Origin of the sequence: Bacillus sp. NPDC077411 (genome assembly GCF_044543425.1) — a bacterium.
Classification (GTDB): Bacteria; Bacillota; Bacilli; order Bacillales; family Bacillaceae_G; genus Bacillus_A; species Bacillus_A bruguierae.
This window is the reverse complement of the sequence record NZ_JBITWA010000004.1, coordinates 149085-172016: the sequence shown is the minus strand read 5'-3', so window position 1 is coordinate 172016 and position 22932 is coordinate 149085. Positions and strand designations below refer to the sequence as shown.

Sequence of the window (22932 nt, the reverse complement as noted above, 5' to 3'; positions counted from 1 at the left end):
TAACTTAAGAGGGACTTTTTATCTACACTTGGTTCTTATCTATATCCATTTTAATTTTTCGACATATAAATCGCTGCTATGTAGAATACAACATAACCGCTACTTGCTTGCTTCATTTGTTTTAACCTCGCATGTAGCAGGAGTTTCTATACACGGCCAGATGCTCTCATCCTTCCCTAAAAAGAAAGGGGTTTTTTATGTCGTTTTTTAACTTATATATAGGAAAAGTTAAAAAATAAGCGCAGAGCTGCCGTATGCTCTGCGCTTATTTTTAGCCGTAAAACTTATATATCGAACTAATACCCCTTAGTTGAAAGTTACTTCACGCCCATCCCCCAATGAACGTAATACTTTCTTATAATATATACGAAAAAAAGTGGATGCTACTTTTGCGAGACAAGTTGCTTTTCTCGCTCTTCTGTAGTTTTCTCTATTTTCTGCTCTGCGTTTTCATGTACCGCTCGTTGTGTAGCACGCTTTAAACAAATATGTTTCCACTTTCGTTCGTAACGTTTCATTATTCTTGATGTCCTCCCCTTGATTGCCATGAAACTTAAATTGAAATCGCTTACAGGAAATAATATAGCACATATAGAAAGAAGTGACAACACATTTTCGACACTTTTTTGTCAATATCATGCAAAATTAAACATCCCATGCCTAACGATGATTCTAATTCGTTCTATCTGCCTTCTCGCTTGCAATCATAAATGATATTTTACAAAGCCATTTATCTACTCACATATATTGAGAAATATTACTAACCAAGCCCTTCAATCATCTCATTCACATACTATTACAGAAATGAAACAAGCCAAATTTGTTCTATGACACCTTCTTTTTTTGTAACAATTAAATGATGATTTTTCTTAAAATCGGGCTATAAATTGTGAAAAATAACACAAATTGATTATAATTTTATAACCATATTGCTTATAAATTAATAAAATCCTCTATTTATGCAACACTTCCATAATAACCTTGTAATGTGAGTGAAATACGATTAACTGCTTTGCAATATCTTATTTCGCTTTTCCAATCTTTAAACATGTAATAGAATCTCTTAAAACATAAGAAAAAAGCATTTTTTTTATGTTTCTTTTTATATTACAGATTATTAATGAACTGTTACGAATGGTTTGTAATTGTGTGATTTCCCATTTTCGCAAAAAATCAGTTGCTATAATGAGAACACGAAAACAAAAGCATTGGAGGCTATTCATGAAAAAATTACTTGGTATAGCAACAGTAGCAGTTTTTGGTCTTGGGATTTTCACTTCTTCTGCACAAGCGGAAACAGTTGTTAAAACAGACGTACTAAACGTACGAGAAAACCCAAATATTGAATCAAAAGTTGTAGGCAAAGTATTAGATGGTCATAAATTAGATGTTAAGAATACAGAAAACGGTTGGCTAAAAGTAAACCTAAATGGTAAAGAAGGATTCGTAAGCTCAGAATTTACGAAAAACATCTATTATGTAACAGCAAACGTATTAAATGTACGCGCTGATGCAAACACAAACTCAGAAATTCTGGGGACATTAAAGAAAGATGATGTGATCGAAACAACACATCAAGTTCAAAACGATTGGTTACAATTTGAATATAACGGAAAAACAGCTTATGTAAATGTTCCTTATGTAACAGGTGATGCACCTGTTGTAAAAGCTCAAGAACAAGCACCTGCTCCAGCAAAAGCTCAACCGGCTCAAGCTCAAGAAACGCAGACTGCTACAGAAACAAAAGCTGCGAAAGCTAATGGCCGTGAATTAACAGTTGTGGCAACTGCTTACACAGCTCATCCAAGCGAAAATGGCGGCACACATGGCGGTCGTGTATTAACTGCAATGGGTCATGACCTAACAGCAAATCCAGGTATGAAAATGGTTGCTGTTGACCCGAAAGTAATTCCACTTGGATCAAAAATTTGGGTAGAAGGATACGGGGAAGCAGTTGCTGGTGATACTGGCGGTGCAATTAAAGGAAATCGTATCGACGTCCTAGTAGGCTCTGACAGTGCTGCAAACAAATGGGGACGTAAAACTGTAAAAGTGAAAATTTTAGACTAATTGCTATTGTTACTAAAAAAACGAGCCAGCTCTCATCAGTTGAGAGCTGGCTCTTATTTTTCTTATAATAGAAGAAAGGAGGCATTCATATGGATATAAACGCAAACGTCGACTGGATTGGTACACCAGCTCCGTATGTATATAAAGATGCCGTTACATACGATGCGACTGCAATTGATTTTTCATTAGAACATGACGATAATCGGTATAGACTCATCATTTTACAGCACGGCGAGGACGTAGAATACAAAATCATACAATATGGCATCAAGCCTGGCAGCCAAAAGCCATTTCCAATCGACACTGGCCATTACTTCAAAAATAAAACGATTCCTTTAATCGAAATGATTTTGCAAGATTCTTATGTGCAAAGCATATTACACCAAAAGACTACCTCTTCATGAAAGAGATAGTCTTTTTACATTACTTCTCTGTCCAATTAGATGTTAAGGGAATGAAAAAGGGAAAATCAGGAGATAACTGCCCATAAGAGCTTGGTTAATTCAACTACTCCCCCACTGAGGGAAGTTTCACTTTATCCCGCATTAACGGGCAGTAATCCCCACCTCAAGATTCAGGGAAAGACAAAGAAGATAGGCGGGGAATAACTGCCCCTAAAAGCCCGATTGGTTCAACTAACCCTCAGTGGGAGAGAACAAAACCCCCACTGAGGGAAGTTTCACTTTATAATAGAAAAGAAGGAAATCTTTTGCGCGGAGGAACATTATGCTGCAACATTCAATTACGAAAGATGAAATTATGGAAATTGCCAATGAGTTTTTAAAAGGACTCGATCCACAGCAAGCAACTGACAAAGAACAAGTATCAAATGCACTTCAGCTTTACCGTAGTGGCCTTGTGTATAACGTTGATTTCGATGGATATACATTGTCAGGGACAGTCGAACATGACGGGGATATTTATAGTGTAAATATTCCAATTCGAAACGTGTCCGAAAGTTACTGTGATTGCTTTTCACCAACACAATGTGAGCATATGCTCGCCGTATTACTATATGCAGCCTCAAGTTTTGGACAAGTAGGAGACATTCTAACTTTATTTAAAAAGAAAACGAGGCCGGTGCTCCCGCCCATTCGCACAGCACGGCAAATGCTGCAAATGACCGATTTTAACGATACAGATTATGAAAGCTGGCTTCCGTACTTTGCATCTGAGTACGATGCATTTGCTAAAGAACACGCACGTCTTTCATACAAACAAATGTATTTTCTGATGAATATTTTCACAGAGTTCTATATGAAAATTGAACGAAAAGCACCGCGCATTGTTACAGTTCATGAATTATTTAAACTAAGTGCAGCACTCTTTTCTTTTCAAAAACTGCTTGAGGAGATTCAAACCTTTGAAGCAGATGAGCTCTATTCTTATCATCAGCCAATCAATATCGTACAGCTCTTTGTTAATAAAATAGAAAACATTGTACAAGATTTGAAAGCTGAACCATTTCAAGATGTACTACAGCCATTTCTGCAGAACATTGCTGAAATGCTACATACAATCTTCTTCTCTGCCCCTTCTTATACACAGGAGCGATTTTTTATTTATCGCCATCTATGGGGAGAGCTTTTCGTAGAACCAGCTTGGATAGAGGAAGAACAGCAGCGGATTGAAACAAAAATGCATCCCTTATCAAAAGCACTTGCATCTGCTCATCTTCTCTTTCTACAGCGAAAAGATAAAGAAGCAATGAATGTACTAAGAGCACAGCCACCCCAAGTTGTTGGCCTTTACTTTGATTGGCTTGAAGATTTATTAAGTTCCATGCAGTGGGAGCGGGCAAAAGGGTGGCTGTCCTTCACTTACAAGCGAGTAAAAGAAACGATAACGACCGAGCACGACTCATACTTTGTAAAAGATGTTGTCCGCTTATTTATGATAATGTATGAAACATATGCAACGCATACGAACGAACAAGCTGGCTATGAAATGATTCTTCAAGAATTATTACCATATAGCTTTACCAGCTATGAACAATATGTACTCGCCAAAAAGCAATATCACACATGGACAGAGCTTCATTTACTGTATGGATTTGAAGCCATTGAATTGTTAAAAGAACCGTTAAAAGAAGTTGAAAAAGAAGCACCGGAAGCTGCTCTTCCGCTCTATCATTATGCTGCTATGCAAGCTATTGAGGAAAAGAATCGCAAATCTTACCGCAGAGCTGTTCGCTACTTAAAAAAACTAAGAACACTTTACAAAAAGCTCAAACGGATAGACGAATGGGAGTCCTTCATTATGAGCATTGCTACCTCTCATTCACGACTACGAGCATTACAAGAAGAACTGCGGAAAGGAAAGTTGATCCATGACAACACAAATTGACATTACCATTCGGCTTGAACGAATGAAACAAAACTGGTTTCTTTGGGCAGAAGATGAAACAGGGAACAGTTTGCCTCTAATCAATTGGAAACAACATGCGTTCACATGGCACTCCTCTTCTTTCTATGGGACACTTCTGCAAGAAGGAACGTATGAACAGCGGAGCGGTATCATTTTAAACGCTACTCAAGCATTTGAATATATTGCAAAAAAACCAGTAAATTCATTTACAAAATTACAAACAAGTGCAGCTATTAGTGAACTCGCGCCATTGGCAGAAAAAATGTGGGAGGCTTATACAACCGGAGACTTCCTTCCAGATATAAAACAATGGCATCAATATCCCTCCTGGAAAATTGCTCATGAAGAAGTAATAGATGAAACGATGCAAACACTGTTTTCAGAGGCAATTAATGAAACACTTCGCCATCATACTCGTTCTGAAAAGGCATGGGAGAGTGCAAAACGCTTATATGAGCATTATGACTTTACGAAAAGACAGCTCGAAACAGCCATTCATGAAAACGATTGGCTGCGTAAAATTGGCTATCTCGAAGATGACCTACCATTTACAGTTGGACTCCGCCTCCAAGAACCGGAGAATGATTTTGAAACGTGGCAGCTCGAAACAATATTAACACCAAAGCGCGGCACTCATCGAATATACGTATATACAGAGGACAGGTCTCTGCCAAAAAGATGGTTGAACCACGAAGCCCGTATTACTGAAACGCAAGAAGGTTTCGGCAAACTCGTACCTTGGTTAATGGAAGATGGTATATTTCGAGGTGAATTATACGAAACGGAAGCATGGCGCTTTTTAACAGAAGCCAGCAATGAATTGCTAGCAGCTGGTGTTGATATTTTACTGCCATCATGGTGGCAAAGCTTGAAGGCAAATAAACCAAAATTGCGCGTCCAAGTGAAACATAATGCAAAAGCAGGACAGGCATTCTTTGGAATGAATACGCTCGTAGATTTTGACTGGCGTATTTCTACAAACGGCATCGATTTATCAGAGGCCGAATTTCTCGCGCTCATTGAACAAAACAGACGTCTTATTCATATAAACGGACAATGGATGAGACTTGACCCTGCATTTATCGAAGAAGTGAAAAAGCTGATGAAGAAAGCAGACAAATACGGACTTGAAATGAAAGATGTCGTACAGCAGCGATTACTTCGAGGTGCAGAAACAGAAGTAGTCGAAGAAGAAAATCCATTTGCAGATATGGAAATCGAACTCGATGATTATTATGACAAGCTGTTTGAAAGATTGCTGCACATTGGAGAGATCCCATCTATAAAAGTGCCAACTTCCTTACAAGCAACATTAAGACCATACCAACAACAAGGAGTCGAGTGGCTTCTCTATTTACGAGAGCTAGGATTCGGTGCGTTACTAGCAGACGATATGGGACTTGGGAAAAGTATCCAAACCATTACTTACTTACTATATATAAAAGAACACAACCTAAAAACAGGCCCAGCACTTATTGTGGCGCCTACATCTGTTCTCGGTAACTGGCAAAAAGAGTTCGAGCGCTTTGCACCGAGCTTACGAGTGAAACTCCATTACGGCGGCAACCGAACAAAGGGAGAAGATTTGTCCAATTTCGTGCAAGACGCTGATGTAATTCTGACATCCTATGCACTCACGCAGCTTGATGAAGAAGAGCTCAGCTTACAGTGCTGGGATGCGATTATTCTCGACGAAGCGCAAAATATAAAGAATCCGCACACAAAACAATCGCGTGCTGTTCGAAAATTACAAGCAAATCATAAAATCACTTTAACAGGAACACCGATGGAAAACCGTTTATCAGAATTATGGTCTATCTTTGATTTTCTGAATCACGGCTATCTTGGCAGTTTACTGCAGTTCCAGCGCCGCTTTGTGACACCAATTGAAAAAGATCGCGATGAAACAAAGATTCAGCAAGTGCAGCGCTTAATCGCACCGTTCTTACTGCGCCGCACGAAACAAGATAAGTCAGTTGCCTTGAACTTACCAGATAAACAAGAGCAAAAAGCATACTGCGCGTTAACGGCAGAACAAGCATCACTCTATGAACAACTCGTTCAAGATACGTTAAAGAATGTAGAAGGATTAACAGGTATTGAGCGCCGCGGCTTTATTTTGCTCATGTTAAATAAACTAAAACAAATTTGTAACCATCCTGCTCTCTATTTAAAAGAAGAGCTACCCGCAAACTTAATTAAGCGTTCCATGAAAATAGAAACATTATTAGAACTCGTTGAAAACATACGTGATCAGCATGAAAGCTGCCTCATTTTCACGCAGTATATTCGAATGGGAAATATGCTGCAAACATTGCTAGAAGAACATTTCGGAGAGCGCGTCATCTTCTTAAATGGAAGTGTACCGAAAAAAGAACGCGATAAAATGATTGAACAGTTTCAAAATGGACAGCACGGCATTTTTCTGCTCTCTTTAAAAGCGGGCGGAACAGGACTTAACTTAACCGCAGCCAACCATGTTATTCATTACGACCGCTGGTGGAATCCTGCCGTTGAAAACCAAGCGACAGACCGCGCTTATCGCATCGGTCAAAAGCGCTTTGTCCATGTGCATAAACTCATTACAACAGGAACACTTGAGGAAAAAATTGATGAAATGCTCGAGCGAAAACAATCGCTCAATAATGCGATTATTACAAGTGAAAACTGGATTACAGAACTATCAACAAACGAGCTGAAAGAACTATTAGGAGTATAAGTAGTCGCGTCGCACGTTGCCTGAGGGTCTTTATATTGTGTCGAAACGCCGATATATAAAAAAGGAGCTATTTTTCAGCTCCTTTTTCTTTTCCAAACAAAACGACTTATTAAGATACCTGTGATGCCACCGCACGTATCTAATACAGAATCTTGCCACATCGGTGTACGGTCACCTGTGAAGGATTGATGAATCTCATCCATACTCGCATACATAGCAACGAGAAGTAGCGACAACCAAAAAACTTGCTTTCGCTTAAACCCGCACCGCAATAACGCGAAATATGACAGTGCACCAAGAATACCGAACACAGTAAAATGAGCACCTTTACGAATAAAAAATTCGATAAAACCATCGACCCCTTTGTTCACAATGCTAATAGGAGTCCCCCCACCGTAATCAATGGATACCCATGAAAAATGCTCTTTCACAAACTCCGCATTCACATATTTCATAATATCTGGACGCATATCTTGCTCTTGATATGGCTGAGATGATGAATAAAAAATGACTCCCATCCATACTAAAACGGGAATCCAAAATAACCACTTACGATTCATGTTTAAAGCTCCTTACTTTATTTCCTTTAAGCGTATCAAAAAAAAGAAAAAAATTCACGCCAAAAATGTGACCTTATCACCTATATATATGACGAAAAGGGGGTGAAAAACATGGCGATTCAAACAACTGTATCCGATATGAGCTTACGCCTTGTCCTAAACGGTGGTTCAGACAAAAATGGAAAAGCTATCATGAAAAACAAACAATTTAAAAATGTTAAACCAGATGCAGACTTAAGCAAAGTACACGAAGTTGCAGCTGCAATTGCTTCACTACAACAGCACAAGCTTGACGCAGTTCAGCTTGTCAGCACAACTGACGTATCTAACCTATAACAAAAGGAGGGGATAACAAATGGAAGTACTCGAACTCGTTTTCTTAAAAGACGATGGTAAAACAACAACTTTCTCAATCGAAAATCCTGTTACACCTGTAAACGAACAAACAGTAACTAGCGTCATGGACACAATTATATCGACTGGTATTTTTCTAACACTTGGGCAGCATGCTCGCAAAAAAGGCGCACGCATTATCCAGAAGAGCGTTTCTGAAGTAAAAATTAACATATAAGCAAAAAAGAAAGAAGAGTAACCGATGGGCTACTCCTCTTTCTTTTTTGGCATTTCAACTGGTATAAAGATATGTGAAATACCAACTGAAACATATTTATAATTTTCTTTCCCTATCTTAAACTCTGTTGTATATGTCGAGAAGAAAATATAGTCATTGCGCTCCGTATAGTGATCAATTAATAAACCAACTTGCGGCTCTACATAGTTCTTCGCTAATTTCTTTCCAATTGTAGCTAACTCACCAAGAAGCCCTTCTTTATCTTCTTGCTCAACTTCCGTCAACTTCTTATGAATATCATTCCGCGTCATAAATTGCTTTGCTGCCCAGTCTGTATATTCTCCTTTACTCGGGTTACTATTTGCTAAATATACGAAAAACACGAGAACCAAAGCGAGAAGCACATATTTCCATTTCATATTTCCTCACCGCCTATCCTTTCCATTTTCATATATATGGAATCGCATTGCAAATTAGACAACCTAAATAGTTACAAATTTCTAGCCGGGTATCCCTCCCACAAATATCGGGAAGAAACAGTAAATAAATACATTTTTTAACATTAATTTACAAATTCTTTAAGTTATTTTTATGTTTTATTTTTATAATAGAAAATGTAATCTATTACAATACAAGGAGGCTTTTTCATTGACTTACTTAGTTGATTGGTATGAAATTTCAGCGCAAACGATGGCACTTGAGGCGTACGCTCATCCTGTTTATCAAACAAAAATTTTGGAAACGCAAAGAATCATCTTTTCAGTGAAAACACCGTTACAACTCATTCGTGAAAGTTGCATTATGCGAAACTACTCTACTTATGAAGGAAAACGATTAGCCATTCAAGAATGTTGCCACTTTAAACAAAACATCCCAATCCCTATTGACCACCAACACTACATTTGCGCCATTCCTACAAAGTCACCTTCATCTTGGCCATGCTCCTGGATATTTTATGCTCACATAGAGAGACTTGAACGTCATGATTCACGCCACACAAACATACACTTTCGTAACGGTAAAAATCAAATTTTCCCTATTAGTCCCAATCAAATGGAGAAGCAGTGGATAAAAGCTGGTCATATTTTAGCAAAACTCAATCTTCTAGATAAAATGAAACTCCTGCCAGCAGAACGTTTTTTTCCTCCTCTTTAATGTTACTTTCTGTTAAAGCAAAATAAACTCTGCATACATATAGAAAAGGGAGGCAGCATCATACGATATCGCCTCTTTTTTCTATCATTTCTCCACTGCATGCGCCCGTATTTTTTTCAGTTCTTGTCTATATATCCAGCGTGCTTGATGATAGGTCATACCTAACTCATCTGCAATCTCGTGCATTTTCTTTCCGCCGTAGAAATGCTCAAATAAGACAAACCGCTCATTCTCCTCTAGCATACTCATATACTCAAACACCTCCGTCCGCTTCTCTTCACCACTTATACTTTCTAAAATATACTGCTCCGTACAAGTCTCACGGTCTTGAAAACGACGCTCCTTCTTTAACTGTGCTAACAAATAACCGCGCACCGTCACAAGCGCATATGCCGGAAAACTCCCCTTCTTCTCATCATATTTATCATACGCCCGCCAAAGTGCAATGAGCCCGCATTGATAATACTCTTCATAATCTCGGTAAATACACAGTTTCTTTATTTGATTTTTAATCATCTTCTCATACAGCGCTACGGTTTCCGTAAAGGTAACTGGCTTCACATTTGACCCACTTCTAAAAGGTATACCTCTTTGTTATTCCGCGGTATCTTTACCTTATAAGAAAATGATATCCCCTTCACTGCACTGCATTTCATGACAGACTAACAGAATTCCAAATTTACCTATGCAGTATTTAAAATTCTGCTAGTCTTATGTGAAATTCCATAGTAAATTTACCTTCAGCACCATAAAAAAACGGCTCTACATGAGCCGTTTTGATAAACATGATCTTATATTACATTTTTGGGACTAAGCCACCAAGAAAGCCACCAATTGCGCCAAATGCCAATGATATGATAAAGAAAACTACAACAAGAATTGTTGCTTGTTTCTTGCTTAACCCTGCTGTAATGTGCAGCCCTAATCCCGTTACAAATAATCCCCAAATCGCAAAAACTTCAAATGCCTTTGCAATGCCATGTACAACACCGCCAGTAGAAGCAAATAGCATTCCTAATCCTGTATACATTTCTTGACCATTTCCGCCAAAAATCCATGCTAATACCATATTAATAATGCCACCAAGAACTGTAATAATACTAGAATAAACAATAATCGCTAATAACTTTTTATAAGACGTATCATTGCCCATAAACATCATAAGTACTTTATACAGAGCTGCACTAATAAAGAATGTGAACATAAAAATAATTGCTGCAAATACAAACCCACTACCTAATGTAAATGCCATAGGCACTTCTACGCCAAGCTCTTTATTTTTCGCGACAATTGCAGGGTCCATAGAATATAAATATGTACCAATAGCTCCCATAATACCGCCTAATACAACCATTAAGAAAAACGCGCCCCACACCGGTGCATTACTTCTCATTTTCTGAAACTGCAAGCTAGGTGAGGTAATCATTCCAAATAATGAGGGCTTCTCTCCGCTTACCTTCTGCGTGTTTACGTTCGCTTCCATATGTAAAACCTCCTTTATTTTATACCCGTTCTAACGGGTGGTGAATCCCCACTTTTTCAAACAGGGATTCACCACCCACAAGAACTGGGTGTTATCCCGCTATTCGTGGACAGTAAAGGCTGGATAATAGCAGGGAAGAAAACTGCCCGTAAAAGCCCGATTGGGTGGGCTTTCTCTCAGCAGGGAATAAAGTCCACCACTGAGAGAAGTTTCACTTTATTCATAGCGCAATGCTTCGATTGGATCTAATTTCGCTGCTTTGTTCGCTGGAATTAGTCCGAAAATAATGCCGAGCGTCATCGAGAATAGGACGCCGCCAAGCACAACTTCCCATGAAACGAGCGGTGGCCATTTCGCAAAGGTAGAAACGATATATGCGCCTCCGTATCCAAGGCCAATTCCAATCAAGCCACCAAGAAGTGTTAACATCACGGCCTCGATTAAGAATTGAAGCAAGATTTTCCCGCGCGTTGCACCGAGCGCTTTACGAACACCAATTTCACGCGTACGTTCCGTAACAGATACGAGCATAATATTCATAACGCCGATGCCGCCAACGACAAGGGAAATACCCGCAATACCACCGATAATCATCGTCATAATACTCGTTACCTTTGAAATGCTTGCTTGCATTTTCTCAAGGTCGAGAACTTCATACTTCCCCGGAACATCATTTGGTTTCCGATCGTTTAAAACGCCAACAGCTTTTTTCCCTGCCGCTTCCATTTGATCAACATTCTTCACTTGCACCGAAATATTTTGAATTTCACTTTTCCCATATAGTGTTGGCCAAAGAGAAATTGGAATTAACATTTCCGATATCCCCATGCCCATAAATTCATTATCAGATTTATACACCCCGATAATTTGCAATGGCTGGCCTTTTAACTCGATAATTTTTCCAACAGGATTTTCTTTCGGATAAAAAGTATCCTTTGCTTTCGTACTAATTATCGCAACGTTATTACCACGCTCAACATCTGATTCATTTAAAGAGCGGCCTTCAACCAATTTGATTTTATTCACCGCAAAATATTCACTATCAAGTCCAATAATATTAGTCATGTCCTTTTTATCATTAATATCGAGCGGTTCCATACCCGCATTTGTCGTAACAACATGATTAATTTCTGGCAATTGTTTCAGTGCAAAAATATCTTCATCTGTTAATGCAGGACGTTCTCCTAGTCCCTGCGTAAATGGATCATCGATATCCGTATGAAACTGAATTGGAATAACATTATTACCCATACCTGCAAATTGGGACTTCAGCATTGCTTCTCCGCCTTGCCCAATTGCAACGACAGTAATAATAGAGCCAACACCGATAATAATCCCAAGCATTGTCAGTGCGGAGCGCAACTTATGAGCTAGAATAGAAGAAAGAGCAATTTTAATACTATCTAGTAAACTCATACAGCACACCTTCTATCTTCTGTAATTTTCCCATCTCTGAGCACAATGCGGCGAGATGAATACGCTGCTACTTCCTCCTCATGCGTAACCATTACAATCGTTGTACCTTCTTTGTTCAGCTGGGTGAAAATATTCATAACTTGTTCACCTGACCTCGTATCAAGTGCACCTGTTGGTTCATCAGCCATAATAAACGTTGGATTATTTGCAATCGCACGTGCAATTGCGACGCGTTGCTTTTGTCCACCTGATAATTCATTTGGCAAGTGATGTACGCGATCCGCGAGTCCTACCTTCCCTAATGCCTCTAATGCCCGCTCGCGGCGCTCTGCTTTCTTTATACCGCCGTAAACAAGCGGAAGCTCTACATTCTCCACCGCTGAAAGACGAGGCAGTAAATTAAAATGCTGAAACACAAAACCGATGTATTCATTTCGAATGAGTGCCAATTTGGACTCATCTGCCGTTAAAATATTCACATCATTCAGCATATATTCCCCTTCTGTTGGCCGATCGAGACAACCAATAATATTCATAAGCGTTGATTTCCCCGATCCAGACGGTCCCATAATCGAAACAAACTCACCGTTATCAATCTTTAAACTAATACCATGTAAAATTGGTACAGCTAAACTCCCTTGATAATACGTTTTATGAATATTGCTTAAGGTAATCATTTTTTCTTCACTTCCATTCCGTCAAACACTTTATCGGAAGGATTTTCAACCACCTTTTGTCCTACTGTTACGCCTTCAGCTACTTCAACCCAATCTCCATCGCTTGAACCTTTCTTCACAATTTGCTTGCGAAGCTTTCCTTTATCCTCTACATACACAAATGATTCACCTTTTTCCTCTACAATGCTTTTATGAGGAACAGCAACCATTTTCCTATTCTCTAAGTTTACTTGAATAGATACATGATATCCTGGTGATAATCCATCTTGGGAATCTAGTGATGCTTTATATGTATAATAAGACATATTTTGTCCTGCTTCTCCGCCTGCTGGAGCTTGTATATTTGCCTCCGCACTTGTCGGATATTCACTTACCTCTGTAACTTTCCCAGTCCACTTCTTCTTCGGCGCTGCCTTTGCCGTCACTGTAATCGTTTGATCTTTTTGGATTTGTGATTTTTGTAGTTCAGTTAATGTACCTTGAATTTGGAATGGATCTTTAGAGGCGATTTGTAAAAATGCTTTCCCTTGTCCACCCATTACTGGCGTAGAACCTTGCGAAGCATCTTTATCAAACTTTTGCACAACACCGGAAAAATTACTGTAAACCGTAAGCTCACCTTGTTTTTTCTTTAATTCTTCTATATGAAGATTCACTTTTTCTTTTTCAAGGTCAGCTGTTTTTTGTTGCATTTCCAATTCATTTAATTGGGATTCTAACGGATCGATCATCTCTTTCGTCGCTCCGCTATCCTTCGCTTTTTTAATATCTTGTTTCAATGAATCTATTTTTTTCTTCCCTTGATCATAGCGCATAGAAGTCATTTTTTGTTCTATTTCTGCTTGCTTCACTTGCAAATTAATTTCTTCATTATCATAAGAGAACAACTTGTCCCCTTTGTTCACTTCTTGTCCTTCTTTTACAGCAATATCTTTTACTTTTCCTTTAGTCGCATCCGCATAGAAACTCTCAATATTCCCTGGTTTCACTTGACCAGAAACAAGTTTTGTATTATTGAGCTGACGTTCTGTTACTTCCCTAAACTTCACATCTTCTGTGCTCCCTTTTTTCTTACTCTGCATCATAAAAATATTTGCAGCAGCTACGATAATAATAAGAGCAATAACTCCAATGATAATCCATTTTTTCTTTTTATTCGGAGTACGAACCGTATTTGGTAACATTGTCTCTCTCCTTTTACTTAAATCGTTAATATAATTAAATTATACAAACTTTTCCAAAATATCTCAACAAACATCCGACATTTCTTGCATTTACATTGCATAGTTTATATATTATAAATTGTATCAAACAATGGCATGTTTTAAAATTCAATACTCACTAATATGCATATATGCATATTTTTCTTAAACAAACGTTTGATTAAGAAAAATGATTTATCCACTTTTAGAACCCCCGTTATTCGAAACAAAAAAAGGGCCTTAAACTACGCCCTTTTCTAATTATATGAACAAATCTATTTTGACTTTTCAACATATAAATTGCTGCTATGCAAAGCAAAACATGACCTGCACTGTTTTACCTTTGCACGTGGCAGAAACAGGCCCTGACCGCTTCTACGCATGGTCAGATGCTCTTGCCTGCCTAAAATACCGATGTCGTTTTTTCAGTTTATATTTCATTCTCTTATTGCCACATAATCGCTTGTTTCGGTGCAATCACTATCTCATCTGGTATATTTTCATTCACAAACTCGAACGCCTTGAATTCGCCAGGCGTCATTGGTCGTTGATGCTCACTTCCAAAATCCTCACCGTACATTTGTAAAATCCAACCCGTTTCACTATTACATTCTACTCGAAATCGTTCCTTCGATTCTTCATCAGGAAAAGCAGATCCTGAAACATCTATAAATGTTTCGATACATAACGGTGACCATTCTTCTTTCTCTTCATCCAACAAGTGAACTACAACCCCCATTTCTGTACTGCGCAGTCTAAATTCATACATATTCTCACCTGTTACAACAATTGCCGTACAACGATAAATTCTTTCCACTTCAGTAGTAAACATTTGCATATCAACATCTCACCTTCTACATTGTTAATTACCTAATTTTAACAATTAAAGGTTAAGATATTGTGAATGAATTGTAATTTTTTCTATATTTCACAGAACAAAAACGACTTACATATGACCGAAAAAAGTAGTATTTCCTTTAAACAAACGTTTAATTAAAAAAGAGAATCTATCCATTGATAGATTCTCCTCTCCTAAATCATTAAGCAATTTGCTTCTTAGACTCTTTTCTCTCATGACCAAATTGAACGATGAATAAGAATACAGTAGATAAAATACCGCCTGCTAATAATAGAATGAAACAGCCGTCCCAACCAGAACGATCAACGATAACACCAATCGCTGCGTTTGCAACTAAGCTTCCTCCTAAATAACCGAACAAGCCGCACATACCAACTGTTGTACCTACTGCGAATTTTGGTACTAACTCCATTGCACTTAAACCAATTAAAAATTGTGGTACGTAAATTAAGCAACCAATAATCGAAACTGCCGCACTTACAACAAGTATATTCGACGCTTGCCAGTATACTAGCGTTCCGATAACAACACCAACCATACTAAACACACATAGTGGCATACGTTTTCCTTTAAATAACTTGTCACTTAACAGACCTACGATTAATGAACTTGGAATTGCCATAAATTCAAAAATGGAATACGCTGCATGCGCCTCTGTTTTTGTAAATCCTTTAACTGTTGTTAAATAAATTGGTACCCAGTTAATAACACCGAAACGAATTAAATATACAAATGCGTTCGCAATGCATAAATACCAAATGAATTTGTTTTTCACTACATATTTCATCAAAATTTCTTTTGGTGACATTTTGTTGGCATTGTCTGCTTTCTCAAGATCTTCATAATCATTACGATATTCATCAATTGGTGGAAGACCGACAGATTCTGGTGTATCCTTCGCATTTATCCACATAAGAATTGAAATGACCATTGCAATGATCGCCGGGAAGATAAACACGCCGGCTTGCCAATGACTTTCACCGAAAATACCAACACCAATTCCAACAAGCGGTGGTACAAGCATCGCACCAATATTATGTGAAATATTCCAAAGTCCTGTTTTTGTACCGCGCTCTTTCTTCGAGAACCACTTTGTCATTACAGTACTACAAGGTGGTGCTCCCATTCCTTGGAAAATATTATTGAAAACTAATAATGTTAAAATCATTCCAAATGAAGATGCAAAACCGAAACAAATATTTATAATTGCTGATATGAATAAACCAACTGCAATAAAACGCTGCGCATACGCTTTATCTGATAAATTTCCCATAAAGAACTTACTTAATCCATACACAATCGCCGTAACGGAACCTAATAAACCATATTCCGTTGTAGTAAAACCATATTCTTTTATTAAATACGTACTAGATAACGTAAAGTTACTGCGAACTAAATAATACGCTGCATACCCAACCGAAATTCCCAGTAACACACGAAGACGTAGTAGTTTGTATACTTTGTCAATCATATTCGCTGGCAAACGCTCGATTGCTGGTGCAGGCTTAAGCCAATTCAACATATCATCTCTTCTCCTTTTTTCACTTTTGAGAGAGACGTTGTCTATTCCATAACTCGATCATTCCACTATCTGATACTGACTGATTCATGTTTCCAACTGGCTGACCTTGCACTTCTTGCTGCCGTTCTGTAAGCATCGTTGGTACGCCAAACGAAACCTTTTCTAAAATATGCCCCGCTTCTTCTGATAAACAATAATCAATAAATAAATCCGCTATAATACCACTCGGTGCATGTTCTATTTTAGAAATCGCATTAACAGATAACCCTGTTTGCTTCGGTACCTTACTTACAATTGGAAAGCCTTGCTTTTGCAACATACGCTGGTCTCCTAAGAAATTAATGCCAATGATCGCTTCGCCGCTCGCAACATATTCCACAGGCATATAGCCGTTAACCGTTACCTTTGCAACTTGTTTGGCAAGTCCGAGAGCAAAATTGTTTGCTTCTTTTTCTCCAAACGTATCCAGTAGTGATTGAAACAACGTATACGCTGTTCCTGATACATTCGGATCAGGCATGACGATCTTCCCAGTATAAGCAGGATGTAATAAATCTTTCCACTCTGACGGATACGAAAGTCCAAGCGGTTCCATTTCCTGTTTCCATCGCTCCTTATTAATAGCGATCGCCAGCTGCTCTACTTCATAGCCATACCAATAGCCATCCTGATCCTTTACGGCTTTTGAAATGTTATTGGCATGCTGACTTGTGACAGGAACCGAAATGTTCTTTCGCTTCATCGTTTGATGAGCATCGACTGTGCCTCCAATAATGACATCTGCTTTTGGATTATCGGCTTCCGCTTCTACTCTTCTTAACATCTCCTCTGTAGAAAGACGAATAAATTCATACGTACACCCGCGCTCCCTGCAAAAAGACGATAACAAGGCCTCACCAATCTCTTCACGGGCTGCTACATAAGCAACGAGATGACGGTCTTTTAAGATTGGAAGACCGCTCTTATCATATTTAATAGTGGTAGTGTCTCGAGAGCAACTAGACATCGCTCCTCCAATTACTAGCAAAAAGAAGAAAAAGGCTATCTTTTTCATGAATGATTCTCCTTTACAAATAACAATGCTAGGGAGCCTTTCATATACATCACATTTCCATTATTATCGCCGAGATATTGAACAACAAAATAATCTCTATATACAGAGATTGTAAGAATATCCTCACGGTTATTCTTAATTTGTTTTCCATTTTGATAGGCGGTTATATAAGCGATTGGTTTTTTCTGTGCATACAGCAAATTTTGAATTTCTGCATAATCCGTAATTTGTTTCGCTTGCCGGATTCGCGTAAGTATCGAATCCAACTCAGCAGCACGCACATCATCACCTTGCCGCACAACCACTTCCTTTGCATTCGCAAAGAAATCACTAATTCTCTCAGGCGTATAATATAAACTTAACAAATACGTTTGCAACGCGGAGATCATTGGATCTGTACCAATCTTTCCGTACACATCTGCCTCATACTGAAACAAATCACCTACTGCGAACGTACGCTTATGTCCGTTCAAGTACGTTATTTCTCCAGTAAATACTTTCTCTAAGGCATCTGCATGATTCTTTTCCATGCGAATTCGATCAAAAAATGAGATAATTGCATGCAGACGAACTTCGTCTGTGACAACGAGCTCTCCCCACTTTTCATGCTTTACTCTTACTTCAGTAGGAACAGATTCATTTGCTCCTTTTAAAACTGCTTGCTTGTCATCTACGATTGTGACGCGGCCATATAACCGCTCTTCTATAAAATAAAACAAAAGAACAAAAAGCATCATACAACAGACAAACAAGAAAACTTGAAATGATAGCCTTTTCATTTCTGCCTACCTCCAAGATAAAAAAACGTTGTTTCGAAAATACTGCATAAATGTTTCATAAATGTATCATTTAATCGCTTTCAAATTTTTTATATCTTCCATATACCTTGGCAACAGAAATGTCATATATATCATCGTTCCCATATTCTCACTGCTTTCGATACGCATACGCCCTCCTTGCTTATTCATAATCTCCTTACAAATCAACAAACCGTATCCATTCCCATAACTAGAAGGTAACACCTTCTCCTTAGAAGAACGATTCCATTCTGCAAGTACCTCTTCATCCATTCCAATTCCATCATCATAAATTAACACCTTTACTTCATGTCCATTCACAACAGCGCTAATTCTCATCTGCGAGGCATCACTATATTTAATCGTATTATCAAATACATTTAAGAAAATCTGCTTCGTCTTATCAAAATCCGCCACAACATATGTAGAATATAATTCATTCACAACCTTGATCTCATATTGCTGCAAGCGTGGCTTTACAATCGAAACAGCTTCATCCACAATTTGCTTTATATCCACGATCGTCGGAGAAACTTCAAACGTACTCGTTCCATACTTCGAAGATTGCAAGAGCTCCTCCACTAAAGAGAGTAAACGCTGACTCTCTATCGAAACATAATGAAGACTTTCCTTTATCTCTTGTTCTTGCTGTAACTTCGGAATTAAATCTATATAACCAATAATGGCAGTAAGCGGTGTTTTTAACTCATGCGTAATACGGTCCAAGAAATCTTTTTGCTTCTCCTTCTCTTCCCGTAATTGCGACATATGTAGCTCAATTGCATCAGCCATCGCATTAAAAGAAGCTGATAACTGAGCAATCTCCACATACTCTGTTAGTTCAATTTTATTTTTATAATCACCATTTGCGAGACGTTTTGCCATTTGCCTCAATTGATCAATCGGCTTATGCAGCGACTTCGCCAAACGAATCGCAAAGAAAATTCCGCCTGCCACTAAACAAATAGATGTCACTACAAATGTCCAACTTACATTCATTAATACTTCCTTCTCATCACGCAGTTCATCCACAAACCGGATTGCCCCAATAACTTCATTCCCATAATAAACTGGACTTGAAAACAATAACAACGGAGCTGGATCACTATTTTCAACAACATAAGCCTTCTTTCCCTGCAGTGAATGCTCAATATCAACATTCCGATAAAGCAGTGCCCCTTTTTGCGTATCTGCCACAACTTCTCCGTTCTTCCCAATCATCTGGACACGGACATCCATCCGCTTTGCTAAATAAGAAGCAATTAACAATGAATTTGGCCCTAGTGTCTCCACTTCCGCCTCCTTCTCTAAATAATTCATTGTGTATATTTGTGCTTCTACACTTAATTTCTCTAACGAACCTGCAGCATTACGATACATATTCTTTTCAAGTACAATATAAATTACCATGTAAAGAAGGAACAAAATGGGGATCAATAATCCCACTATACCAAATACCATATTTCGTTTTAATGACATCAAATCACCTTTAACAATCTAACTTATAGCCAACGCCATAAATCGTTTTAATACTCTCTCCGCTACTTCCAAGCTTCTTCCGTAGACGCTGCACCATAATATCAACCGCTCTCGTATTTCCAATATATTCAAAACCCCATACTTTCTCTAACAGCTCATCTCTCATAAAGACACGCTGAGGATTTGTCGCAAACAGCTGACATAAATTAAACTCGCGGTACGTCAAATGAATTTCTACTCCATTCACATTCAGCTTTCGTTCCTTTGGACAAATGACAAACTCACCGGCCCGAATCACTTCATGATGAATTGTTTCCTTCTTCTGCACACGCCGCGTCATATTTTTCACACGCAACAGCAGCTCTGCATAATGAAAAGGCTTCGTTACATAATCATCAGCACCGAGCTGCAAACCAAGCAACTTATCATTCATCTGACTCTTCGCCGTTAACATTAACACTGGAATATCGCAATCTTTCTCTCGAAACAGCCGAAGAAGTTCATAACCATCTATATCAGGAAGCATCACATCTAAAATCAATACATCGGGCTTCTCTTCCCATCTTTGCAGCGCCTCATTTCCATTTGCCGCTGTAAGTACTTCATATCCTTCCATCTCTAACTGCATCCGAATTAAATTACAAATGCTAGCTTCATCATCAACTACAAGTATTTTCATGGAGTTCCTCCTTTCGAAGCTATATAAAAAAAGATATAAAAACCTTTTTCTTTTTAGGGTGGACGAGGGCATCTGACCGCGCGTTGAAGCAGTCAGGGCCTTTTCCTGCCACATGCATAGTTTAAAACAAAGAGAGAAAGCGAGTGCAGGCTCCTTTCTTTCTCCCTTGCTGCAATCTATATCCCGAAAAATTAAAATGAAATGGATTCATATATACAAATTGAAAAACCCTTTTCTTTCCACATACAGGGTTTAAAGTATTTCAGATACCAGCAACTTATTTGTGATTTATATAGTATAGCAAACATCAGAAATGAAAATAGAGGAAATTATCGACTATATATTGACGACAATTCCCTCTATTACATTCAATAATCATTCTGCTAAACTATCATTATTTTGCAACAAAATAATTCGTCACATACTGCGCCCATAGCTCATAACCCTTTGCACTTGGGAAGCCAAACTCATCTTGTAAATATGGCAAGATATTCTTCGTCGTTGGATCCGGCCATACTTCCCAATGATTAATATATGTATAACCGTTTTGCTCTGCAAACTGCTTCAATGCAGTAATAGCTTTCGGATAATTCTTTGCACTATACACTGGATTTGGCGGTTGGATCATAATCGTAGCATCCTTCGCACTACTTTGAAGTGCTTGTACAAACTTTTGCGTATTCGCTACAGAATTGCTGTTACCCATTTTACTATTATCTGTCACAAACGGTGGTTCAAATAAAATCACGTCCGGCTTTGCTTCTGCAATTTCTTTATCACGCTTCTTCGCAATTAAATCGTCTGTACTCTCATCCTTAAACTCTTTTATAGTAACGTTCCAAAGCGATTCACCATACGCCTGCTTTAAATTAGCAGTCACCTTCGCTGGCCAAGCACCAGCCCCCGAAGCTTGATCCCCAACAATCACAAGATTCACAGCCTTCTTATCAGCTGCTGCTTTCTTCAACTTTTCCTTTACCGCATCAGGTAAATTCTTTGCATATGCTTCATTAAAAGAGCCTTTTGTTTCCGTTTTTTTCTTATCTGTCTGTGCACTTTGCTTTTGTGTACTTACTGCCGTTTGCTGCGTTGCATTGGCAACTTTTTTATTCCAATACAACTTACCACTCACAACAGAAGCAACAAACAACACAAAAACAAAAAGCACAAGGAATGCTTTTTTATTCATTCATTCACCCCATCTGTTCATCTAATACAACATATATATTAGTATAAAAGCATACAAAAATAAACCAACTGCTGTAAGGGTAGTTGGTTTATGGAAAATTATTTCTTAGGCAACTCAAGATGCTCTCTTAACTTATTTGATAAATCTTTACGAGTTTGATCTGTTACAAAGTAGTACCAAATACCATCCTCAGCTTTGTGACCATCACCAGGAATTTGAATTTCTTCACTGTTTTTCATACAATCTTTATAATTCTTTTGAATATCAAACATTTGATCTTGCGTTAAGCTTGTCTTTATATTCTTTTGAATTGCTTGTAATACATCACCGTAGTTTGCAAGTGAAGAAACATTTGCTCCTTTTTTAATTACAGCTTGAATTACTTGACGTTGACGCATTTGACGTCCGAAATCGCCGCGGGGATCTTCATAGCGCATACGAGTATATAGAAGAGCCTTATCACCATTTAAATGTAAATCTCCCTTTGCATAATGAACTCCGTCAATTGTAAAGTCCATATCATTGTAAACATCTACACCACCAACAGCATCTACAATATCCTTGAATCCAGCCATATTCACTTCAATATAATGGTCAACAGGAACATCAAGAAAGTTTTCCACTGTTTTCACAGCCATATCAATTCCGCCAAATGCATACGCATGATTAATTTTATCTTTCTTACCTTTGCCAATGATTTCTGTATAAGAATCACGTGGAATACTTACAATTTTCATCGAATTTGTCTTTGGATTTAACGTAAATAACATTAAAGAATCCGAACGGCCAACTTCACCTTTTTGTTGATCACTACCCATTAATAAAATTGAAATAGGCTTTTGATCTACAACATCTACTTTTTGCCCTCGCTTCTCTGATTTCTCACGATTTAATGGCTTATGAACTGCTTCTAACGTATTTGATACATTGGAATAAACATGATACGCATAAGCTCCTCCAGCAACTAAAAGAAGACCTATAATGCCTAGAATCCAGAATAAAATTTTCTTTTTCATCTTTTATTCCTTCTTTCCTTTTAATTAATAGGGTATTAACAACATTTATCGCAAAAGAAAGAATTTTACAGTTATTTTTCGAAATTATATGTAATAGAACTATCCAGTAACATTCCT

The 22932-nt window shown here is 38.1% G+C and carries 22 protein-coding genes and 2 pseudogenes; 7 read left to right on the top strand and 17 right to left on the bottom strand.

Annotated elements, in window-relative coordinates:
- Positions 1–383 precede the first annotated feature (383 nt).
- Entirely contained in the window at positions 384–518 is a 135-nt protein-coding gene (locus ACIGHG_RS08015) for a hypothetical protein (RefSeq protein WP_090918060.1), read from the bottom strand.
- A gap of 703 nt (positions 519–1221) precedes the next feature.
- Between ACIGHG_RS08015 and ACIGHG_RS08010 the strand changes: the two genes are divergently transcribed.
- The 4 genes from ACIGHG_RS08010 to ACIGHG_RS07995 all read left to right on the top strand — a co-directional run bounded on the left by ACIGHG_RS08010 (position 1222) and on the right by ACIGHG_RS07995 (position 7156).
- Positions 1222–2070, top strand: a complete 849-nt coding sequence (locus ACIGHG_RS08010) for a 3D domain-containing protein (protein ID WP_090918061.1) — start codon at positions 1222–1224, stop codon at positions 2068–2070.
- An 89-nt stretch (positions 2071–2159) separates the two neighbouring features.
- Complete coding sequence (locus tag ACIGHG_RS08005) at positions 2160–2474, top strand: DUF3910 family protein (RefSeq protein ID WP_396547953.1); 315 nt, start codon at positions 2160–2162, stop codon at positions 2472–2474.
- A gap of 322 nt (positions 2475–2796) precedes the next feature.
- Positions 2797–4416 (top strand): SWIM zinc finger family protein, encoded by a 1620-nt coding sequence (locus tag ACIGHG_RS08000; protein ID WP_396547951.1) that lies wholly within the window; start codon positions 2797–2799, stop codon positions 4414–4416.
- Complete coding sequence (locus tag ACIGHG_RS07995; protein ID WP_396547949.1) at positions 4400–7156, top strand: DEAD/DEAH box helicase; 2757 nt, start codon at positions 4400–4402, stop codon at positions 7154–7156. Before ACIGHG_RS08000 ends, ACIGHG_RS07995 begins: the two co-directional genes overlap by 17 nt.
- Before the next feature lie 74 nt (positions 7157–7230).
- Here ACIGHG_RS07995 and ACIGHG_RS07990 read toward each other — a convergent pair whose 3' ends face one another.
- Complete coding sequence (locus ACIGHG_RS07990; protein WP_336471949.1) at positions 7231–7716, bottom strand: VanZ family protein; 486 nt, start codon at positions 7714–7716, stop codon at positions 7231–7233.
- Positions 7717–7827: 111 nt separating this feature from the next.
- On the opposite strand from ACIGHG_RS07990, the gene ACIGHG_RS07985 reads away from it, so the two are divergent.
- Together ACIGHG_RS07985 and ACIGHG_RS07980 are read left to right on the top strand one after the other, a co-directional pair.
- Entirely contained in the window at positions 7828–8052 is a 225-nt protein-coding gene (locus ACIGHG_RS07985) for a DUF1659 domain-containing protein (RefSeq protein ID WP_336471948.1), read from the top strand.
- Between the two features lie 19 nt (positions 8053–8071).
- Positions 8072–8287: a DUF2922 domain-containing protein gene (locus ACIGHG_RS07980; RefSeq protein ID WP_336471947.1), complete on the top strand. Its 216-nt coding sequence runs from the start codon at positions 8072–8074 to the stop codon at positions 8285–8287.
- Positions 8288–8316: 29 nt separating this feature from the next.
- Here ACIGHG_RS07980 and ACIGHG_RS07975 read toward each other — a convergent pair whose 3' ends face one another.
- Positions 8317–8706: a DUF4359 domain-containing protein gene (locus tag ACIGHG_RS07975; RefSeq protein WP_090918074.1), complete on the bottom strand. Its 390-nt coding sequence runs from the start codon at positions 8704–8706 to the stop codon at positions 8317–8319.
- 229 nt (positions 8707–8935) lie between these two features.
- On the opposite strand from ACIGHG_RS07975, the gene ACIGHG_RS07970 reads away from it, so the two are divergent.
- A complete protein-coding gene (locus tag ACIGHG_RS07970) occupies positions 8936–9442 on the top strand; it encodes a competence protein ComK (protein WP_336471945.1) in 507 nt (168 codons plus the stop codon).
- An 84-nt stretch (positions 9443–9526) separates the two neighbouring features.
- On the opposite strand, the gene ACIGHG_RS07965 is transcribed toward ACIGHG_RS07970, so the two are convergent.
- From ACIGHG_RS07965 to tagU, 14 genes and pseudogenes are all read right to left on the bottom strand, one after another.
- Entirely contained in the window at positions 9527–10003 is a 477-nt protein-coding gene (locus ACIGHG_RS07965; RefSeq protein ID WP_396547947.1) for a sigma-70 family RNA polymerase sigma factor, read from the bottom strand.
- A gap of 235 nt (positions 10004–10238) precedes the next feature.
- On the bottom strand, positions 10239–10925 hold the full coding sequence (gene yknW / locus ACIGHG_RS07960) for a YknW family membrane protein (protein ID WP_396547945.1): 687 nt from the start codon (positions 10923–10925) through the stop codon (positions 10239–10241).
- Between the two features lie 216 nt (positions 10926–11141).
- Positions 11142–12341, bottom strand: a complete 1200-nt coding sequence (locus ACIGHG_RS07955; RefSeq protein WP_336471941.1) for an ABC transporter permease — start codon at positions 12339–12341, stop codon at positions 11142–11144.
- Positions 12338–13018 carry an ABC transporter ATP-binding protein gene (locus ACIGHG_RS07950; protein WP_336471940.1) on the bottom strand — a complete coding sequence of 227 codons (681 nt, stop codon included), beginning with the start codon at positions 13016–13018 and terminating at the stop codon, positions 12338–12340. Before ACIGHG_RS07950 ends, ACIGHG_RS07955 begins: the two co-directional genes overlap by 4 nt.
- Positions 13015–14202 carry an efflux RND transporter periplasmic adaptor subunit gene (locus ACIGHG_RS07945; RefSeq protein WP_396547942.1) on the bottom strand — a complete coding sequence of 396 codons (1188 nt, stop codon included), beginning with the start codon at positions 14200–14202 and terminating at the stop codon, positions 13015–13017. Before ACIGHG_RS07945 ends, ACIGHG_RS07950 begins: the two co-directional genes overlap by 4 nt.
- A 463-nt stretch (positions 14203–14665) precedes the next feature.
- Positions 14666–15058, bottom strand: coding sequence for a hypothetical protein (locus ACIGHG_RS07940; RefSeq protein ID WP_396547941.1), 393 nt, complete (start codon positions 15056–15058; stop codon positions 14666–14668).
- Between the two features lie 202 nt (positions 15059–15260).
- Entirely contained in the window at positions 15261–16601 is a 1341-nt protein-coding gene (gene pgtP, locus ACIGHG_RS07935; RefSeq protein WP_396547939.1) for an MFS transporter, read from the bottom strand.
- A gap of 19 nt (positions 16602–16620) precedes the next feature.
- Positions 16621–17655: an ABC transporter substrate-binding protein gene (locus ACIGHG_RS07930; RefSeq protein WP_396547937.1), complete on the bottom strand. Its 1035-nt coding sequence runs from the start codon at positions 17653–17655 to the stop codon at positions 16621–16623.
- Positions 17652–18434: a DUF3919 family protein gene (locus ACIGHG_RS07925; RefSeq protein ID WP_396547935.1), complete on the bottom strand. Its 783-nt coding sequence runs from the start codon at positions 18432–18434 to the stop codon at positions 17652–17654. Before ACIGHG_RS07925 ends, ACIGHG_RS07930 begins: the two co-directional genes overlap by 4 nt.
- Before the next feature lie 66 nt (positions 18435–18500).
- Positions 18501–19931, bottom strand: a complete 1431-nt coding sequence (locus ACIGHG_RS07920) for a sensor histidine kinase (protein ID WP_396547933.1) — start codon at positions 19929–19931, stop codon at positions 18501–18503.
- 10 nt (positions 19932–19941) lie between these two features.
- Complete coding sequence (locus tag ACIGHG_RS07915; RefSeq protein WP_396547931.1) at positions 19942–20610, bottom strand: response regulator transcription factor; 669 nt, start codon at positions 20608–20610, stop codon at positions 19942–19944.
- A 394-nt stretch (positions 20611–21004) separates the two neighbouring features.
- Positions 21005–21649: pseudogene (locus tag ACIGHG_RS07910) on the bottom strand (SGNH/GDSL hydrolase family protein); the annotation flags it as partial.
- Positions 21650–21687: 38 nt separating this feature from the next.
- Positions 21688–21799, bottom strand: a pseudogene (locus ACIGHG_RS07905) (SGNH/GDSL hydrolase family protein); the annotation flags it as partial.
- A gap of 98 nt (positions 21800–21897) precedes the next feature.
- Entirely contained in the window at positions 21898–22815 is a 918-nt protein-coding gene (tagU, locus tag ACIGHG_RS07900) for a polyisoprenyl-teichoic acid--peptidoglycan teichoic acid transferase TagU (protein WP_396547929.1), read from the bottom strand.
- Positions 22816–22932 lie beyond the last annotated feature (117 nt).

Excerpts from the sequence above, each read along its gene's own strand:
- ACIGHG_RS07985 (WP_336471948.1), top strand. The coding sequence starts at position 7,828 with ATGGCGATTCAAACAACTGTATCCGATATGAGCTTACGCCTTGTCCTA.
- ACIGHG_RS08000 (WP_396547951.1), top strand. The coding sequence starts at position 2,797 with ATGCTGCAACATTCAATTACGAAAGATGAAATTATGGAAATTGCCAAT.
- pgtP (WP_396547939.1), bottom strand. The coding sequence starts at position 16,601 with ATGTTGAATTGGCTTAAGCCTGCACCAGCAATCGAGCGTTTGCCAGCG.
- ACIGHG_RS07955 (WP_336471941.1), bottom strand. The coding sequence starts at position 12,341 with ATGAGTTTACTAGATAGTATTAAAATTGCTCTTTCTTCTATTCTAGCT.
- ACIGHG_RS07930 (WP_396547937.1), bottom strand. The coding sequence starts at position 17,655 with ATGAAAAAGATAGCCTTTTTCTTCTTTTTGCTAGTAATTGGAGGAGCG.
- ACIGHG_RS07950 (WP_336471940.1), bottom strand. The coding sequence starts at position 13,018 with ATGATTACCTTAAGCAATATTCATAAAACGTATTATCAAGGGAGTTTA.
- yknW (WP_396547945.1), bottom strand. The coding sequence starts at position 10,925 with ATGGAAGCGAACGTAAACACGCAGAAGGTAAGCGGAGAGAAGCCCTCA.
- ACIGHG_RS08010 (WP_090918061.1), top strand. The coding sequence starts at position 1,222 with ATGAAAAAATTACTTGGTATAGCAACAGTAGCAGTTTTTGGTCTTGGG.
- ACIGHG_RS08005 (WP_396547953.1), top strand. The coding sequence starts at position 2,160 with ATGGATATAAACGCAAACGTCGACTGGATTGGTACACCAGCTCCGTAT.
- ACIGHG_RS07920 (WP_396547933.1), bottom strand. The coding sequence starts at position 19,931 with ATGTCATTAAAACGAAATATGGTATTTGGTATAGTGGGATTATTGATC.
- ACIGHG_RS07945 (WP_396547942.1), bottom strand. The coding sequence starts at position 14,202 with ATGTTACCAAATACGGTTCGTACTCCGAATAAAAAGAAAAAATGGATT.
- ACIGHG_RS07980 (WP_336471947.1), top strand. The coding sequence starts at position 8,072 with ATGGAAGTACTCGAACTCGTTTTCTTAAAAGACGATGGTAAAACAACA.
- ACIGHG_RS07975 (WP_090918074.1), bottom strand. The coding sequence starts at position 8,706 with ATGAAATGGAAATATGTGCTTCTCGCTTTGGTTCTCGTGTTTTTCGTA.
- ACIGHG_RS07940 (WP_396547941.1), bottom strand. The coding sequence starts at position 15,058 with ATGCAAATGTTTACTACTGAAGTGGAAAGAATTTATCGTTGTACGGCA.
- ACIGHG_RS07995 (WP_396547949.1), top strand. The coding sequence starts at position 4,400 with ATGACAACACAAATTGACATTACCATTCGGCTTGAACGAATGAAACAA.
- ACIGHG_RS07925 (WP_396547935.1), bottom strand. The coding sequence starts at position 18,434 with ATGAAAAGGCTATCATTTCAAGTTTTCTTGTTTGTCTGTTGTATGATG.
- tagU (WP_396547929.1), bottom strand. The coding sequence starts at position 22,815 with ATGAAAAAGAAAATTTTATTCTGGATTCTAGGCATTATAGGTCTTCTT.
- ACIGHG_RS08015 (WP_090918060.1), bottom strand. The coding sequence starts at position 518 with ATGAAACGTTACGAACGAAAGTGGAAACATATTTGTTTAAAGCGTGCT.
- ACIGHG_RS07915 (WP_396547931.1), bottom strand. The coding sequence starts at position 20,610 with ATGAAAATACTTGTAGTTGATGATGAAGCTAGCATTTGTAATTTAATT.
- ACIGHG_RS07990 (WP_336471949.1), bottom strand. The coding sequence starts at position 7,716 with ATGAATCGTAAGTGGTTATTTTGGATTCCCGTTTTAGTATGGATGGGA.